18 protein-coding genes and 1 other RNA gene are annotated in these 15,006 nt (G+C 49.6%); 2 read left to right on the top strand and 17 right to left on the bottom strand.

Annotated features, from left to right (window positions below):
* Nucleotides 1-64 precede the first annotated feature (64 nt).
* From RUW00_RS11860 to RUW00_RS11820, 9 genes are read right to left on the bottom strand one after another with little or no spacing between them, the layout of a single operon-like run.
* Nucleotides 65-1,393 carry an LLM class flavin-dependent oxidoreductase gene (locus RUW00_RS11860; protein ID WP_280144629.1) on the bottom strand — a complete coding sequence of 443 codons (1,329 nt, stop codon included), beginning with the start codon at nucleotides 1,391-1,393 and terminating at the stop codon, nucleotides 65-67.
* Nucleotides 1,390-1,677, bottom strand: coding sequence for a glutaredoxin family protein (locus RUW00_RS11855; RefSeq protein WP_021494131.1), 288 nt, complete (start codon nucleotides 1,675-1,677; stop codon nucleotides 1,390-1,392). Before RUW00_RS11855 ends, RUW00_RS11860 begins: the two co-directional genes overlap by 4 nt.
* An 11-nt stretch (nucleotides 1,678-1,688) precedes the next feature.
* Nucleotides 1,689-2,696 (bottom strand): LLM class flavin-dependent oxidoreductase, encoded by a 1,008-nt coding sequence (locus RUW00_RS11850; RefSeq protein WP_094296291.1) that lies wholly within the window; start codon nucleotides 2,694-2,696, stop codon nucleotides 1,689-1,691.
* Nucleotides 2,693-3,472, bottom strand: coding sequence for an amino acid ABC transporter ATP-binding protein (locus tag RUW00_RS11845; protein WP_072177462.1), 780 nt, complete (start codon nucleotides 3,470-3,472; stop codon nucleotides 2,693-2,695). The genes RUW00_RS11850 and RUW00_RS11845 overlap by 4 nt, the downstream gene beginning before the upstream one ends.
* Entirely contained in the window at nucleotides 3,469-4,176 is a 708-nt protein-coding gene (locus RUW00_RS11840; RefSeq protein ID WP_280144630.1) for an amino acid ABC transporter permease, read from the bottom strand. The genes RUW00_RS11845 and RUW00_RS11840 overlap by 4 nt, the downstream gene beginning before the upstream one ends.
* Before the next feature lie 15 nt (nucleotides 4,177-4,191).
* Nucleotides 4,192-4,914, bottom strand: a complete 723-nt coding sequence (locus RUW00_RS11835) for an amino acid ABC transporter permease (RefSeq protein ID WP_017418910.1) — start codon at nucleotides 4,912-4,914, stop codon at nucleotides 4,192-4,194.
* Between the two features lie 22 nt (nucleotides 4,915-4,936).
* On the bottom strand, nucleotides 4,937-5,749 hold the full coding sequence (locus RUW00_RS11830; RefSeq protein ID WP_280144631.1) for an amino acid ABC transporter substrate-binding protein: 813 nt from the start codon (nucleotides 5,747-5,749) through the stop codon (nucleotides 4,937-4,939).
* A 25-nt stretch (nucleotides 5,750-5,774) separates the two neighbouring features.
* On the bottom strand, nucleotides 5,775-6,587 hold the full coding sequence (locus RUW00_RS11825) for an amino acid ABC transporter substrate-binding protein (protein ID WP_014418889.1): 813 nt from the start codon (nucleotides 6,585-6,587) through the stop codon (nucleotides 5,775-5,777).
* Nucleotides 6,584-7,123 (bottom strand): GNAT family N-acetyltransferase, encoded by a 540-nt coding sequence (locus RUW00_RS11820; protein ID WP_003151702.1) that lies wholly within the window; start codon nucleotides 7,121-7,123, stop codon nucleotides 6,584-6,586. The genes RUW00_RS11825 and RUW00_RS11820 overlap by 4 nt, the downstream gene beginning before the upstream one ends.
* Before the next feature lie 151 nt (nucleotides 7,124-7,274).
* Between RUW00_RS11820 and RUW00_RS11815 the strand changes: the two genes are divergently transcribed.
* A complete protein-coding gene (locus tag RUW00_RS11815) occupies nucleotides 7,275-8,165 on the top strand; it encodes a LysR family transcriptional regulator (RefSeq protein WP_094296294.1) in 891 nt (296 codons plus the stop codon).
* Nucleotides 8,166-8,203: 38 nt separating this feature from the next.
* Here the strand turns inward: RUW00_RS11815 and RUW00_RS11810 are convergent, their stop codons facing one another.
* The 8 genes from RUW00_RS11810 to RUW00_RS11775 all read right to left on the bottom strand — a co-directional run bounded on the left by RUW00_RS11810 (nucleotide 8,204) and on the right by RUW00_RS11775 (nucleotide 14,383).
* Nucleotides 8,204-8,998, bottom strand: coding sequence for an SDR family NAD(P)-dependent oxidoreductase (locus tag RUW00_RS11810; protein ID WP_014721805.1), 795 nt, complete (start codon nucleotides 8,996-8,998; stop codon nucleotides 8,204-8,206).
* Between the two features lie 114 nt (nucleotides 8,999-9,112).
* Nucleotides 9,113-9,418 carry a barstar family protein gene (locus tag RUW00_RS11805; RefSeq protein ID WP_014418893.1) on the bottom strand — a complete coding sequence of 102 codons (306 nt, stop codon included), beginning with the start codon at nucleotides 9,416-9,418 and terminating at the stop codon, nucleotides 9,113-9,115.
* Between the two features lie 74 nt (nucleotides 9,419-9,492).
* Nucleotides 9,493-9,855: a transfer-messenger RNA gene (ssrA, locus tag RUW00_RS11800) on the bottom strand.
* A 167-nt stretch (nucleotides 9,856-10,022) separates the two neighbouring features.
* Entirely contained in the window at nucleotides 10,023-10,493 is a 471-nt protein-coding gene (smpB, locus tag RUW00_RS11795; protein ID WP_003151688.1) for an SsrA-binding protein, read from the bottom strand.
* A 139-nt stretch (nucleotides 10,494-10,632) separates the two neighbouring features.
* Complete coding sequence (gene rnr / locus RUW00_RS11790) at nucleotides 10,633-12,966, bottom strand: ribonuclease R (RefSeq protein ID WP_021494134.1); 2,334 nt, start codon at nucleotides 12,964-12,966, stop codon at nucleotides 10,633-10,635.
* Between the two features lie 18 nt (nucleotides 12,967-12,984).
* Nucleotides 12,985-13,725, bottom strand: coding sequence for an alpha/beta hydrolase (locus tag RUW00_RS11785; protein ID WP_121984745.1), 741 nt, complete (start codon nucleotides 13,723-13,725; stop codon nucleotides 12,985-12,987).
* Between the two features lie 118 nt (nucleotides 13,726-13,843).
* Nucleotides 13,844-14,074 carry a preprotein translocase subunit SecG gene (secG, locus tag RUW00_RS11780; protein WP_003151681.1) on the bottom strand — a complete coding sequence of 77 codons (231 nt, stop codon included), beginning with the start codon at nucleotides 14,072-14,074 and terminating at the stop codon, nucleotides 13,844-13,846.
* Between the two features lie 123 nt (nucleotides 14,075-14,197).
* Nucleotides 14,198-14,383, bottom strand: a complete 186-nt coding sequence (locus RUW00_RS11775; RefSeq protein ID WP_087920807.1) for a helix-turn-helix domain-containing protein — start codon at nucleotides 14,381-14,383, stop codon at nucleotides 14,198-14,200.
* Between the two features lie 195 nt (nucleotides 14,384-14,578).
* Between RUW00_RS11775 and rghR the strand changes: the two genes are divergently transcribed.
* Nucleotides 14,579-14,989 carry a transcriptional repressor RghR gene (gene rghR / locus RUW00_RS11770; protein ID WP_003151677.1) on the top strand — a complete coding sequence of 137 codons (411 nt, stop codon included), beginning with the start codon at nucleotides 14,579-14,581 and terminating at the stop codon, nucleotides 14,987-14,989.
* Nucleotides 14,990-15,006 lie beyond the last annotated feature (17 nt).

Genomic DNA, 15,006 nt, shown 5'->3' with positions numbered 1-15,006 from the left:
TCAGTATATTTTTTTGAAAAGGCTGTAATGACGGGAATGGCAAGCAGCAGAAAAAGCAGAAACCTCAGTTTCTGCTCAAAATCGGATTGGGTCTGCAGGCCGGAATATCCAATCCGAGATTCCCCCGCAGTGTATCGGCCGGATAGCTTTTTCGGTACAGCCCCTTTTCCTGAAGGATCGGTATGACTTGATCCACAAAGGCTTCAAGCATGCCGGGGATGTCAGAGTGAATGATAAACCCGTCCGCCGCTTCCCGCTGAAACCATGTTTCAATTAATGATACCACACGTTCCGGTGTGCCGATAAAATGGGTTCGCGGAAACGCGGCTTCGCGCGCCACTTGACGCAGCGTAAGATTCCGGGCTTTCGCCTCTCTTTTGATACGGTCTGTCGTGCTTTGAAACGCGTTTTTCCCAACGTCGCCCAAATCAGGAAACGGCTCATCCAGCGGAAAACGGCTCAGATCATAATCGTCAAAGAATCTGGCCACATATTTAACAGCGTTCTCTATCGGAATGAGCTCGGCGAATTCTTGGTATTTCGCTTCCGCTTCTTCTTTTGAGCCGGCTATAATCGGACTGATTCCCGGAAAAATCCGCAGCTTGGAAGCGTCCCGGCCGTATTCCGCCGCCCGCTTCTTCACATCATCATAAAAAGCTTTCGTTTCCTCAAATGAATTGGAGTGCGTAAAGACTGCATCTGCATTCCTCGCGGCAAACGACCGGCCGGTTTCTGAAGACCCCGCTTGGAAAACAACCGGCTCTCCCTGTTTGGACCGGCCGATATTCAGCGGGCCCTCCACTTGAAAATACTCGCCTTTATGATACAGGCGATGCAGTTTGTCAGGGTCAAAAAACTGCCCGGTTTCTTTGTTGCGGACGAAGGCATCTTCTTCCCAGGAATTCCACAGGCCGCGCACCACGTCCACATGTTCCTGGGCGATGGCGTAGCGCCGGCTGTGGTCGGGAAGGCTTTCTTTGCTGTGATTGCGCGCGGCTCCCGCCTGCGGAGAGGTGACGAGATTCCAGCCCGCCCGGCCGCCGCTGATATGGTCAAGAGACATCAGCTGTCTTGCGATGGTGAACGGCTCAGTGAACGATGTGGAAAATGTGCCGATTAAACCAAGATGGGTTGTAGAGGCGGCAAGCGCCGATAAAATAGTGATCGGCTCAAACCGATTTAAGAAATGCGGGATGGACTTTTCAGAAATGAACAAGCCGTCCGCAATAAAAGCAAAGCTGAACAGCCCTCTTTCAGCAGTTTGCGCTTTTTGTCTGTAAAACGCCGCATTCGTGCTTGCTGTCGGATCGGCGTCGGGATGACGCCAGCCGTCCGTTGTGCCGCCGACACCGTGAATCATGGCTCCGAATTGAATAAGATCCGTCCGGTTCATTTTCTCTCCCCCTTTTTCCCCTCGTAATCGGCAAGCGCCCGTTCTACATGTTCAATGCCGACTTGAGTAACGGCCTGATACACACGGCTGTCACCGCTGCCGATTTCAACGACGGGGACATGACGGATGCCGTACTTCGTCTGCAGCACGTCACGCATTTCATCCCGCTCTGTCACATCAATTGTTTCGTATGCAACGGCTTTTTCCCGCAAATATCCTTTCACTTCATCGCAATAGGAGCAGCCCTGTTTGCTCCAGACCACTACGTTTACTTCATGACTCATGTTCATCCCTCCTATAATTGTGGGGCCGGCTGCACCGCTTCGCTTAACAGCCGGTAAGACAATCGTTTTTCCTCAGCGTTTTTGATAGGCGACAAAATCACAAAATCAGTAATGCTGTATTGAACGGATAATCGTCGCAGCTCGGCGGCGGCCTCTTCTTTTGTCCCGGCAATCACACCCGTCTTTTGTGTAATCAGCTTATATGGCTGCGTGACTTGTTCAAGAAACGCTTCCGCTTGTTCCCGGGAACCGACATTCACCTTTTTGCCGTCTTCGAGAATGATTTTGACCGACTCACGCGATACCACGTGTTTTTCCGCTTCTGCTTTTGTATGCGCGGTAAATACCATCGGCGCAAGGTGAAATTCTGCCTTCGACCCTTTCGGCAGATGCTCGTCAAAGGCGTGGCGCGCTTTTTCTAACGCAGCCTCTTCACCGTTTATGAAATAGGCGAAAACGAAGGAAATGCCGAGTTTGGCCGCGGATATCGCGCTTTCCGCGCTGCCGCCGAGCAAAAAGAGGTCAGGCGCATACTCAGTATGCGGCGCCGGCCGCAATGACGCGTAGCGATGCGAGTCCGGAAAATCATTTCGGATGAAATGAGTCAGCTCCTCAAGCTTTTCTTCAAATAAACGGGCGGGCTGGATAAGCTCCCGCTGCAGCGCATCGGTTGACAGCTGAAATCCGCCGGGCGCTTTGCCGACACCAAGCGCCACACGGCCGGGAGCAAGGGCGGACAGAACCCGGAACTGCTCCGCCACTTTATAGGGACTGTAATGCTGCAGCATCACCCCGCCGGATGCGAGACGGATTTTTTTCGTGCTTGCGGCAAGATACCCCAGAACAATTTCCGGCGCTGATCCCGCTATCTCTTCATTGTTATGATGCTCCGCCGCCCAGAAACGGTCATATCCGTATTGTTCGGCCTCCTGAGCCAATTTCACCGTTTGCCGCAAGGCTTCTTCTGCGGTTTGGTTTTCCGCGGTGACACTTTGGTCTAAAATGCTTAAACGAATCATACGACAGGCTCCTTTATGCGCTCTTTTATGTCATAAACGTAATCAGGCAGCACGCGGCGGAGGAACTTCTTCGTTCTTTCTTTTTTCGTCTTGTAAAAGACTTCCTCAGGCGTTCCTTGTTCCACGATTGCTCCTTCATCCATAAACACAATTTGGTCGGACACTCTTCTGGCGAATTCCATTTCATGTGTGACAATGATCATGGTGGCGCCGGTCCGCACAATGTTAAGCATCACCTCGAGCACCTCGCCGACAAGCTCCGGATCGAGGGCTGCGGTCGGTTCATCAAACAGCATGACATCAGGATGAATAGCAAGCGCCCGGGCAATCCCGACCCGCTGCTTTTGGCCTCCCGACAGTTGATTCGGATAGGCGTGCAATTTATCTTGAAGCCCCACCTTGGCCAGTTCCCGCTCGGCAATGGCGTACGCATCTGGTTTTTTCATTTTCCTTGCGACCGTCAGGCCTTCCATGACATTTTGAATCGCCGTTTTATGCGAAAACAAATGATATTGCTGAAAAACCATCGCCGTCTGTTTCCTCAGTCTGAGAATGTCTTTTTTGGCAGGCTTTTTGCAGTTAATGACTTCACCGTGCAGCGAAATGGCGCCCTCATCCGGCCGCTCAAGTAAATTAAGGCAGCGCAGAAAAGTGGTTTTCCCGGAACCGCTCGGGCCGATGATGGTCACGACTTCTCCTTTCCGGACACTTAAATTGATCCCCTTTAGCACGTGATGACTGCCAAAATGTTTCTGAATGTTTCGGATTTCGATCATAATGCGCCTCCTTGATATCTGGCTGCCCTTTTTTCCGCCAGACTGTTTACAGCTTCGAGAATCAGCGTTAATCCCCAATAAATCACGGCCGCCCCGATAAATGCTTCCAGAAACGCATAGTTATCGGATGCCGCAATCGTCGCCGTTCCTGTAATTTCAGGCACTGCAACAATTGCAGCGATGGAAGTGGTATGCAAAAAGCCGATGCCTATATTGGTGAAGTTCGGCAGCGATATCATGAACGCCTGCGGCAGAACCACGCGCCGAATCATCTGTCCCCGCGTCAGGCCGATTGAATATGCCGCCTCCGCCTGCCCTGTATCGACGGCCATGATCCCGGATCGGAGAATTTCCGTCATATAAGCGCCTGCCATTAATGACAGTGCCATGATGACAAACACGGCGACCGGAATCTGATTGGCCGACCAGCCGAGATGAAACGCGCGGCTGAATTGATCGGCAATCAGCGGAATCCCTAAATAAATCAGCATAATATGGAGAATCGCCGGGGTGCTGCGGAAAAAAGACACGTAAAACGATGAGCAGGCCAGCAGCCATTTGATGCGGAATATACGCACCGTGATATTGCCGAGAGCTATGAAAAATCCGGTGATAATCGGAATGACCGTCATCGCCAATGTAAGCGGAACGGTTTTCACCATTTGTTTTATCGCAGTGCCGATAAACGGAATGTCCAGCTCCACTGTTCTCCCTCCTTTTCAGCCGTGCGCGCTCATGTCAAAAACCGTCACAAGGCGCGTCTCATCTTTCTTGATTCGTTTTTCGGCCCATCTGAAGACACGTTCAAATAAAAGGGCGGCCGCATAATACAGAACAGAAAGCGAGATATACACTTCTAAAGAATGATTGCTCGATGTAATCAAGGTCTGTCCTCTGCCCGACATATCCATCACCCCGATCGAAAAAGCGAGTGATGTATCTTTTAAGAAACCAATCACCATATTTCCGATGTTGGGAAAGGCCTGCACGAGCGCCTGCGGCAGAATGATGCGCCGGAATGTCTGCCCCCCGTTCAGCCCGATGCTGAACGCCGCCTCCGCCTGCCCGCGGTCGACGCTGTTCACACCTCCCCTGATGATTTCGGCCGCTCTTGCCGCGCTGCTCAGCGCATACGTGGCGATGGCCGCATACAAAGGGTCCATTTTGGAGGTATCAATCCCGGCGAGCGCCGTGAGCGCCGGAATACCGTAAAATACAATGAACAGCTGCACCATGATAGGCGTTCCTCTGAAAAAAGAGATATACAGCTTCGCAAACTGATTCAAAACGGGAATGCGATAGATGCGGGGCAGCGCCAAAAGCAGCCCCAATAGAAAGCCGAACAGCAAAGACACCGCCAATATATACAGCGTGACGGGCAAATACCCGAGCAATGTCGGCACAAAGGACGCGATCATACTGATATCAAACGCTTTTTCCATTGCCGATCCCTCTCTTTTTCACTTAATATTGCTCCTTTGAATAATCCGCGCCGAGCCACTTTTCACTCAGCTTTTTAAGCGTGCCGTCATCAATGATTTCCTGCAGGGCTTTATCAATGTCATCGCTCAGCGTTTGTTCATTTTTGTTAAACATAAAGAACACTTTGGCATTTGACAGCACCCCGCCGACTGTTTTTTCTTTGATCGCGCTCGTTTTGTTTTGGAAATCGACGGCAAACGGCGTTGAAATCGTCGCATCGGCGCGGCCGGATTTCAGCTGATTGGCCGCATCGTTGGAGCCTTGGCCGGCATAAGCGATTTCAAACGGACTGTCGTGTTTTTCATTCCATTTCTTCAGCACAAGCGCGCCGTTTGACGTCGGACTCGTAATGACCCGCTTCCCTTTCAAGTCATCAATGCCGTGAATGTTCCCGTTTTCTTGAAGCACCGTGATTTTCAGCGGGAAGTTGTTATACGCGACTTGATTGAACAGAAATTTTTTCTCCCGTTCGGCGCTTTTTTCCATTTGATGGGCTATGATATCGACTTTATGCTGGCCGAGGCTGACAAGCAGGTTGGAGAAATCCATCGTTTTAAAGGTGAAACGATAGTCCGGCAGGCGCCTGTCAAGCTCTTTCACCAGCTCAACGTCGTAGCCCGTCAATTTGCCCTTATCATCAATAAAGCAAATATTCGGAAATTGAGTTCCCGTGCCGACCGTGATGTTGTTCACGTTTTTCTGATTGCCTGATGCCGCCTCCCCGCCCGCGCCGCAGGCTGATAACGCCGCCGTTGCGGCAATTGTTAATGACATGACCGCCAATCTTATTTTCATGTGATCGCCCCGTTTTCTGCTTCAATTATTTCGTGAAACTTGATTTTGAATAATCCGCGCCGAGCCATTTTTCACTCAGCCTTTTCAATGTGCCGTCCTTCTCAAGCTTTTGAATCGCCCGATCCGTATCGTCCGCCAGGGTTTGGCTGTTTTTATTGAACATAAAATACACCTCGGTATCCAGCAGCACATCACCGACCGTTTTTTGTTTGAACGCGTGCGTCTTATTTTGAAAATCGACGGCAAACGGCGTGGATACGGTGGCGTCAGCGCGTCCCGTCTCAATTTGGTTTGCTGTATCATTGCTGCCCTGCCCGGCGTATTTCAAATGTATCGGGCTGCCGTGGGTTTTGTTGTATGCCGTCATATAGTCCGCCGCGTTTGACGTCGCGCCGACGATGACGGTTTTCCCTTTTAAATCCCGGAGCGTGTGTATCGCGTCATTATCCGCCTTCACCGTGATGTACATCGGCGAGTAGTTATACGGGATCTTGTGATACAAAAAGCGTTTCTCCCGTTCCTTATTTTTCGCCATATTGTGCGCGATCACGTCAATTTTCCGGTTTCCGAGACTTGTGAGCAGATTCGAAAAATCCATCGTCTTAAAGACAAATTTGTATTGCGGCAGCTGTTTATCAATGGCTTTCATCACTTCAATGTCATAGCCGGTCAGCTCGCCTTTTTCATCCATAAAAGCAATGTTCGGAAAATCAGTTCCCGTGCCGACAATGACGGTCTGCACGCCGCTCCCCGCTTTTGTGCTTTCTCCTTGCCCGCACCCGGCCAGCACGCCGAGCAGCAGAAGCAGACAGCCGGCTCTGATCCGTTTTTTTATCATTGCGCCCAGCTCGGTGTGCCTAACAGCGACGCGTCAAACCGCTCCGGTATGAGCACCTTTCTCATCATGACTCCGATGTCTCCGTCTTTCTCCTGCTCAAAATACACTTCATACCCCCTCCGTCTGTACATATCTACAAGCCAGGGATGCTTGCGCGCCGAAGTGCCGAGCGTGATGGCCGGGGCCTTCAGCGTATCCCGCAGCACGTGTTCTTCCACATAAGTCAAAAGTTTGCTGCCGATGCCCTGCCCCTTCAGCTCAGGAAGCGTCGCAAACCACCAGACAAACGGATATTTTGACGGAGGCGTGTCACTCTCCCACGGAAAACGGATCGTAATTGTTGAAAGAAGCCGTCCGTCCCGTTCGAGCACGACGGCTGAATGATTTTCAATATTTTCTGTTACCATATCGATGTCGGCCCGCGCCGACGGCCAGTCAATCTCCAAATTGCGGATCGGCTGAAACGCGCTGTACAGCAGCTCTAAAAACTCCGGCGCATCCTTTTTCTCAGCCAATCGAAAAATGTCTTCACTCATTCAAGTCACTCTCCCCGCAAAAATATATAATTCCAATTTGTTTACTAAGCTTTGATTGTTTATACTATAAAGCAAACTGATTTATTTGACTAATCAAAAAAAGTAAAGGAAAGGTTCAAGAAAATTAATGAACAGCCGGGAGGGGATTTCGTTGGAATTACGCACCATTAAAACGTTTCATACCATCGTACAGTCAGGCAGCTTTTATAAGGCCGCCGAAATTCTGAACTACTCACAGCCGACGATTTCAATGCGGATTAAACAGCTGGAACAGGATGTAGGCGCGCAGCTGTTTGAACGGGGAAAGAAGCTGAAACTGACAAGGGCGGGGCGGCTGTTTCATGAGCGGGCCGGGCAGCTTCTCGCGCAATACGAGGTGCTTGACCATACTTTGGCCGACATCAGACAGGGCCAGGCCGGCCTTATTCAGATCGGCATATCCGAACCGACGGCAAGTCTGATCTTCCCTGCCGTACTGCGGGGTTTCTTACATGATTATCCTGACATGTCGGTCAATGTCAGCGTGGATGATGCCAATACATGCAGCCGCAAACTGCTGGAGGGCTCCATTGATTTTGCCGTATGCGGCGAGCCGGAGCTGATTCTGGAAAATTATTTCGATCCGTTTTTCCATGACTCGCTCAATGTCATCGTGTCAGACAGACATCCCCTTGCCGACAAAGCAAGCGTCAATCTCGAGGATTTAGAAAATGAATGCCTGATTTTCACGCCCGCCAATTGCCCGATCCGGATTCAAATTGAACAGCACCTGCAGCGTGCCATCGGGAGCCGCTATCGAAAAATGGAGCTGACCAGCAGCATGGCTCATCAATACTATGTCAGGGAAAATATCGGCGTCTCAATCTTTACGGCGACGGCGCACTCAGAACCGATCGAGGGCACGAAGGTCATTCCGATCAATAACTTAACAATTTCACCACCGGTCGGGCTGTTGACAAACCAAAAAGAAGAGCATTTTGACTGCGCCACAAAAGATTTAATCAGCAGGATCATCGGCCGGTTTCAGCGTGATCCGCATTAAAAAAACCCCCGCTTTACGGGGGTTTTTTTACGTTCATCTTATATAATGCTCCGCACCAAGCCGCCGTCGATCCGCAATGCAGATCCGTTAATGGCAGACGACAGCGGGCTGCTTAAAAAGGCGACAAAGTGGGCGATTTCTTCCGGACGGATCAATCGCTGAATGATCGACGTCGGACGATTTTCCTTCATAAATCGTCTCTCCGCCTCCACCGCGGTCAGGTTTTCACCGGGATAAAGCGACTCGAGCATTGTTTCGACGCCCTCTGTTTTCGTGGAGCCGGGCATGACCGTATTCACCGTCACATTCGTCCCTTCCGTGAGCTCGGCCAGACTGCGTGACAGCGACAGCTGCGTCGTTTTCGTAGCGCTGTAATGGGCCATTTCCTGAGAAGGCATGACGGCCGCTTCACTCGCGATAAAAATCACCCGCCCTTCCTTCCGTTCAATCATCCGCTTTGCATACCGGCGTGTCAGCCTCACGCCGCTCATGATATTCACCTCGAAAAACCGGAGCCACTCTTCGTCAGGAATATCAAAGTATTCCGCAGGTTCAAAGATTCCTAAATTGTTGACGAGAATATCCACATCCGGATACTGCTGAAAAATCGCGCCGCACCCTTCCGCCGTGCCTAAATCAAATGCGGCCGGATAGAGACGGGCATCCGGCGTCTGTTTCTCTAGTTCCCGGATCGTTTCGTTCACCTTTTCTTCACGGCGGCCGTTAATGATCACGGCCGCACCTTCTGCAATCAGCGAAGCCGCAATCGCCTTCCCGATGCCTGACGTAGATCCTGTCACAAGCGCCGTCTTCCCTTTCAACTGCAAATCCATCATCCATTCCTCCCTATCGCAAGTCTCTTCTTATATATGGACAGAAATCGAAAGCCTGAAACCTTCCGTCCCTATTATCGGATAGAAAAATAGATGAGGGGAAGTACGCACTTTTTAGTGCCTGTCCGTTGTCCCGGCTGACGGCTGATCGATTTGAATGAAAAATTCACCATCTAATTCTGCCTGAGCCTTTTTTAATATCCTTAATACATCATCAGCATCCGAACCCAATGCCTTTTGACTGGCCTCAAAATTCTTCCACACCAAAGTCAGCGGATATTCTATCCAGCCTGTCAGACAATCCCATAAGGCATTCAGATTTTCACCATAATAGTCCGGGAAATCTAATTGATCTTTTAAGATTCGGTGTAATGCTTCTGTGCTTGTAACATCTTTTTCGTCTATGATGACGATTTCCATTCACTTTCACTCCTTGATTTCGGCATGAAAAAACCGCAGTGCGTCATGTGACGGCACTGCGGTTCCTCTGTTATGTATGGAGACGGTGGGAGTCGAACCCACGTCCAGAAACATCGATTACTTAAGCGTCTACGAGCGTAGCCTGCATATATCGTGTTTCACTCGTCTTCGTGCCTGCGGGCGGGCCTTCCGAGAGCTAGTCTGTCAGTCTCTTCTTACGTTCTCAGACGGGAACGCAAGCGTAGCCTACTTGGATGTGCTCTTCACGGACACATAGGCAATGTCAGGAAGAGCTCGCTGCGTTTATTAGGCAGCTAGTGCTAAGTTTTGGTTAAAACTTTTAGTTTTGCCAGTTATATTTAGGTGCGTGTTAACGAGATCGCCTCTCGGCTCGCAGCTCAAGCTCGATCCATCCCTGTCGAATCCGTAACGTCCCCTTGTTAAGGGTATACGGGAGATCTATCAAGCTCTTGCTCAACTGGCTGTACTGTTATTATACCATGATCACAGGCAAATTCAATTGGGAATATCTTCAATAAACAGCCTGTGAATCTGATGTGTGAACAGTATAGCATACGGCAGTTATCACATCAAGGCTCATGCATCAGAAGCCTTTTTGTCTGTCTCTGAACGCTCTTTCGATTTCTCTTTTGGCGTCTTTTCGTTTTAAATCTTCGCGTTTATCGTATGTTTTCTTCCCTTTTCCGAGGCCGATTAACACTTTGGCGAAGCCGTTTTTCAAATACAGCTTCAGCGGCACGAGGGAATAGCCTTTCTCTTTCGTCAGGCCGATCAGCTTATTGATTTCTTTCCGGTGCATCAAAAGCTTTCTCGTCCGGAGCGGGTCGTGGTTATAGCGGTTTCCCTGCTCGTACGGGCTGATGTGCATGTTGTGGAGGAACACTTCGCCGCGCTCGATTTTCGCAAAGGAATCCTTCATGTTTACGCGGCCGGCGCGGATGGACTTAATCTCCGTCCCTTGCAGCACGATGCCTGTTTCATAGGTTTCTTCTATAAAGTAATCATGGTTTGCTTTTTTGTTTTGCGATAATACTTTGCCTGATCCTTTTGGCATGCCTTATCCTCCTCTCTCCGCAAAAACCGTTCATGTGTGCGATACGCTTTATTTTAGCAAATGGAGCGTTCCGCGACAATGAAAATGCGGCTTGCGAAAGAAAGCAAACAGAGCATTTTGCCCCATTTGCTTTTCGCATTTACTTCTTCTTTTTGCGTTTTTGTTTCGGCGCGTTTTGGAAACCGCGTTTTTTCTTTTTCTTCTTCGGTTTTGTAAACCATTCCCCTTTTTCCTCCGATTTCGGCGGTGAAGCCGGGGTATTGCTGTTTAACACGCGTTTCCGCGCCGGTCTGCCGCGTTTTCTGCGGTCGCCTGTCGTTTCTCTCGGACGGCGGGTGCCTTTCATGCCGACAATTTCAAAGTCGATGTTTCTCTCATCTTTATTGACGTCGACGACTTTGACCGTGATTTCGTCTCCGATGCGGTAAACGTTGCCCGTGCGTTCACCGATCATGGCGAAATGCTGCTCGTCAAAACGGTAATAATCATCCGTCATAAAGCTGACGTGCACAAGACCTTCAATCGTATTCGGCAGCTCGACAAACATTCCGAAATTCGTGACGGAACTGATCATGCCGTCAAATTCCTCGCCGATTTTATCAAGCATATATTCCGCTTTTTTCAGATCGTCCGTTTCCCGCTCGGCGTCAACGGCGCGACGTTCCATCGTTGACGTATGATCAGCGATTTCCGGAAGGCGTTCGGCCCACTTTTCTTGAGTCGCTTCGTCCGATTGTCCGTTGATCAAATACGTTCTGATCAGCCTGTGAACGATTAAGTCAGGATAACGGCGGATCGGCGATGTGAAGTGTGTATAAAACTCAGTCGCCAGCCCGAAATGGCCCAGGCTTTGCGGGTCGTATTTCGCCTGCTTCATGGAACGGAGCATGACGGTTGAAATCACCGTTTCTTCCGGGCGGTCCCGTACTTCGTCAAGAATGCTTTGCAGCGCGCGGGGGTGAATGTCTCCGGCTTTTCCTTTGACGATATAACCGAATGTCGTGACGAACTCCAGGAACTTTTGCAGTTTTTCGGCGTTCGGCTCTTCGTGAATCCGGTAAATAAACGGCACGTTCATCCAATGGAAGTGCTCGGCCACCGTTTCGTTTGCGACAAGCATGAATTCTTCAATCAGCTTTTCCGCTACTGAGCGCTCTCTGATGACGACGTCTTTTACGGCGCCTTCCTCATCGACGAGCACCTTCGCCTCTTTGAAATCAAAATCCACGGCGCCGCGGTCCATCCGTTTCGCCCGGAGAATTTCCGCCAGACGTTCCATGTCTTTAAACATCGGGACGAGCGGCTCATATCTTTCTTTCAGCTCGGCGTCGTCTTCTGTGAGGATCCGGTTGACATCTGAATAGGTCATTCTTTCCGTCGTTTTAATGACGCTTTGGAAGATCTCGTGCTCTGTTACCTGCCCCTGCTGGTTGATTGTCATTTCGCAGGAAAGCGTCAGCCGGTCGACCTTCGGATTTAAAGAACAGATTCCGTTAGACAGTCTGTGCGGAATCATCGGAATGACCCGGTCAACCAAGTACACGCTTGTCCCTCTTTCCAGCGCTTCTTTGTCAATCGGGGAATTCTCCGTGACGTAATGGCTGACGTCGGCAATATGAACGCCGAGCTTGTAGCTGCCGTTATCAAGCTTTGTCACGGTGACGGCGTCATCCAGATCCTTCGCATCCGCGCCGTCAATGGTGACAATGACCTGATCGCGGAGATCACGGCGGTCTTTGATGTCTTTTTCATCGATGGTATCGGGCGTGCTTGTTGCCTGCTCCATCACTTCAGCCGGAAAGTCCCCCGGCAGGCCGTGCTTATGGATAATTGATAAAATATCGATCCCCGGATCATTTTTATGGCCGAGTATTTCAACGATTTCTCCTTCGGCGTTCATTCTGCCTTCAGGGTAGCTTGTCAGTTTGACGACGACTTTATGGCCTTCCGCAGCGCCGTTATTGGCATGTTTCGGAATAAAAATATCACTCGTGATTTTCTTATCATCCGGGATGACAAAGCCGAAGCTTTTCGTTTCTGTGTATGTGCCCACGACGCGGTCGATGCTTCTTTCCAGGATGCGGATGACCGTGCCTTCCTGTCTCGATCCGCTTGACTGGGAATTGAGCCGCACCATAACGATATCGCCGTTCATGGCCGTATTCAGCTCATTCGGCGGAATAAACACGTCGCTTAAAGAGGTATCCTCCGGCAATAGAAACGCGAATCCCTTTGCATGCGCGGAAATTTTTCCTTTTACTAAATTCATTTTTTCCGGAAGCCCGTAGCGGTTGCTTCTGGTGCGGACGATCTGTCCCGTCTCCTCGAGCGCCACCAGCGCTTTTACCAGCTCTTTAAATTCATCTGCTTCCGTGATGTTCAGCATCTCCTCGAGTTCCTGAACGGTAAGGGGCTTGTACGCCTCTTCCTTCATAAACGCGAGAAGACGGTCCATAAACGCTTCTTTTTCCATTATTCGACCTCCTGTTTGTTACCAATCGAGTTTCTCTAAAAATTCGTACACATCCTGATGAACGAGGTCCCGTTCTTTATCGAGCGTGATGACATGGCCTGATTCTTCATACCATTTCAGCTGTTTGTCGTCCGTTTCCACCTCGTTGTAAATGATGTTCGCACTTTCTGTATTGATCATATGGTCATGCCGTGCCTGAACCACAAATGTCGGGGAATAGATCATGTCGACGTTTTTGCGCACATCGGCAATCAGCTCTTGAAGCGATTTGAGCGTATTCATCGGTGTTTTTTCAAACTCCTTCATTTCCTTTTCAATCTGCTCCGGCTGTTTTCCTTCGAATTTTTTATAATTGCGCGCGTAGGAAAGAACTCCTTCGTACATAACCTCTTCACTTTTAATGTGCATCGGCGCACACATAGGAACAATTCCCTTTATGGGTACAGTGTAACCCAATTTCAATGAAAAAACCCCGCCAAGCGACAGTCCGCAGGCCGCAATGTTTTCATAGCCTTCAGACCGTAAATATCCATAACCGTCCATGACGTCTTTCCACCAATCTTCAGGCCCCGTATGTACCAGCTCTTCCGGCGGAACGCCGTGCCCTTTATATTGAGGCGCGTGACAAGTGTAGCCGCGCTCATTCAAGTAGCGGCCGAGCATTCTGACGTCTGCCGTATTTCCCGTAAATCCGTGCAGCAGAAGCACCGCTTTGTCTCCGCCTTTAAATGTAAATGGTTTTGGTGTCACAATTTTCATGCTCATAACCCCTTTTTTGCACATTCAATTTAGTTTTCCACAGTTTTGCGAGAAACAAACGCCGTCTCTCAACAAGAAAAAGGCCTGATATTAAATCAGACCTTATACAAACATTGCCTTATACGATATACGCCAGCGAAATCGTCAACACGAAAAACAAGACTGCCAGCACAACGGTTGTGCGGTGAAGAATCAGATCAAGGCCCCTTGCTTTCTGTTTTCCGAAAAGCTGCTCCGCCCCGCCTGAAATTGCACCCGATAAACCGGCGCTTTTGCTGGTTTGAAGCAATACGACAATAATAAGTGCAATACTGACGATAACCAATAAGGTAATCAATAATGTGTGCATCCCATACACCTCCAGACTGACTGGCCTACATTGCTTCTATTTTACATGAAAAACAAAGGCATGTCACGCCGTATCGGTGCACATCATGTCAGAAAAACGGAAATGCGTTTGAATCTTCCATCATCATTGACTTTTGTCAACAAAGTCGTAGTAAAAAAGATCTTCAAATTTCATGTCAAAGTAATAGAGCATTTTTCCGATGACCAGCTGTCCCGGCCTCCGCTCTCCATTCAGTACACGGCTCAGTGTGGCGGGAGATATTCCGATCTCCAGGGCGAGCTGGTTTAACGAGTAGTCATTATTGACCATATACTGCAGCACATAATCTCTTCTGATCTGTATCTTTTCGACCACTTTCTTCACCTTCCGTTCTGTCAAATACTTTCTTTCTTATACATAAGATACGGCTTTTGTTAACTTTTGTCAATACTTTTCCAGCCTGGCTATTCCCTTTAGTCAATAAACATACTAGAATATAAATAGACCGCGGGAGGGGGAGAGACTGTGGAAAGCTTCGGGAAACAATTGCGGACATTGCGGGAAAAAAGGCATCTGACAGTGAACCAGCTGGCAACGTATTCAGGCGTCAGCGCCGCGGGAATCTCGCGGATTGAAAACGGCAAACGCGGGGTGCCGAAACCTGCAACCATTAAAAAGCTTGCAGATGCGTTAAAAATCCCGTATGAGGAACTGATGCAGACGGCGGGATACATAGAGACCGTCCAGGAAACGAGAGCCCCGTACGACACGGGCTGCACCTTGCTGGAAAAAGCCGAAACGTATGAGCTGCATGATTTATCCCTATTGGAGCGGGAGAACTGGCGGCACCTGTCGAAAGAAGACTTGGTTCTGCTTGATAAATACTTTGCGTTCTTATCGGCGGAAGCCAAAAAAAGAACAAACGAAGACTCATGACTTTGCACATGTGAGGC

Source organism: Bacillus sp. IS1, assembly GCF_032461585.1.
GTDB classification, from domain to species: Bacteria; Bacillota; Bacilli; order Bacillales; family Bacillaceae; genus Bacillus; species Bacillus velezensis.
The sequence above is the reverse complement of the archived record's forward strand: the minus strand, read 5'-3'. Positions and strand labels throughout refer to the sequence as shown.

Bases quoted from the DNA above. Each gene is read 5' to 3' on its own strand.
- RUW00_RS11860 (WP_280144629.1), bottom strand. From the start codon at position 1,393: ATGAACCGGACGGATCTTATTCAATTCGGAGCCATGATTCACGGTGTC.
- RUW00_RS11855 (WP_021494131.1), bottom strand. From the start codon at position 1,677: ATGAGTCATGAAGTAAACGTAGTGGTCTGGAGCAAACAGGGCTGCTCC.
- RUW00_RS11850 (WP_094296291.1), bottom strand. From the start codon at position 2,696: ATGATTCGTTTAAGCATTTTAGACCAAAGTGTCACCGCGGAAAACCAA.
- RUW00_RS11845 (WP_072177462.1), bottom strand. From the start codon at position 3,472: ATGATCGAAATCCGAAACATTCAGAAACATTTTGGCAGTCATCACGTG.
- RUW00_RS11835 (WP_017418910.1), bottom strand. From the start codon at position 4,914: ATGGAAAAAGCGTTTGATATCAGTATGATCGCGTCCTTTGTGCCGACA.
- RUW00_RS11830 (WP_280144631.1), bottom strand. From the start codon at position 5,749: ATGAAAATAAGATTGGCGGTCATGTCATTAACAATTGCCGCAACGGCG.
- RUW00_RS11825 (WP_014418889.1), bottom strand. From the start codon at position 6,587: ATGATAAAAAAACGGATCAGAGCCGGCTGTCTGCTTCTGCTGCTCGGC.
- RUW00_RS11820 (WP_003151702.1), bottom strand. From the start codon at position 7,123: ATGAGTGAAGACATTTTTCGATTGGCTGAGAAAAAGGATGCGCCGGAG.
- RUW00_RS11810 (WP_014721805.1), bottom strand. From the start codon at position 8,998: ATGGATTTGCAGTTGAAAGGGAAGACGGCGCTTGTGACAGGATCTACG.
- RUW00_RS11805 (WP_014418893.1), bottom strand. From the start codon at position 9,418: ATGGAAATCGTCATCATAGACGAAAAAGATGTTACAAGCACAGAAGCA.
- smpB (WP_003151688.1), bottom strand. From the start codon at position 10,493: ATGCCAAAAGGATCAGGCAAAGTATTATCGCAAAACAAAAAAGCAAAC.
- rnr (WP_021494134.1), bottom strand. From the start codon at position 12,966: ATGGAAAAAGAAGCGTTTATGGACCGTCTTCTCGCGTTTATGAAGGAA.
- RUW00_RS11785 (WP_121984745.1), bottom strand. From the start codon at position 13,725: ATGAAAATTGTGACACCAAAACCATTTACATTTAAAGGCGGAGACAAA.
- secG (WP_003151681.1), bottom strand. From the start codon at position 14,074: ATGCACACATTATTGATTACCTTATTGGTTATCGTCAGTATTGCACTT.
- RUW00_RS11775 (WP_087920807.1), bottom strand. From the start codon at position 14,383: ATGGTCAATAATGACTACTCGTTAAACCAGCTCGCCCTGGAGATCGGA.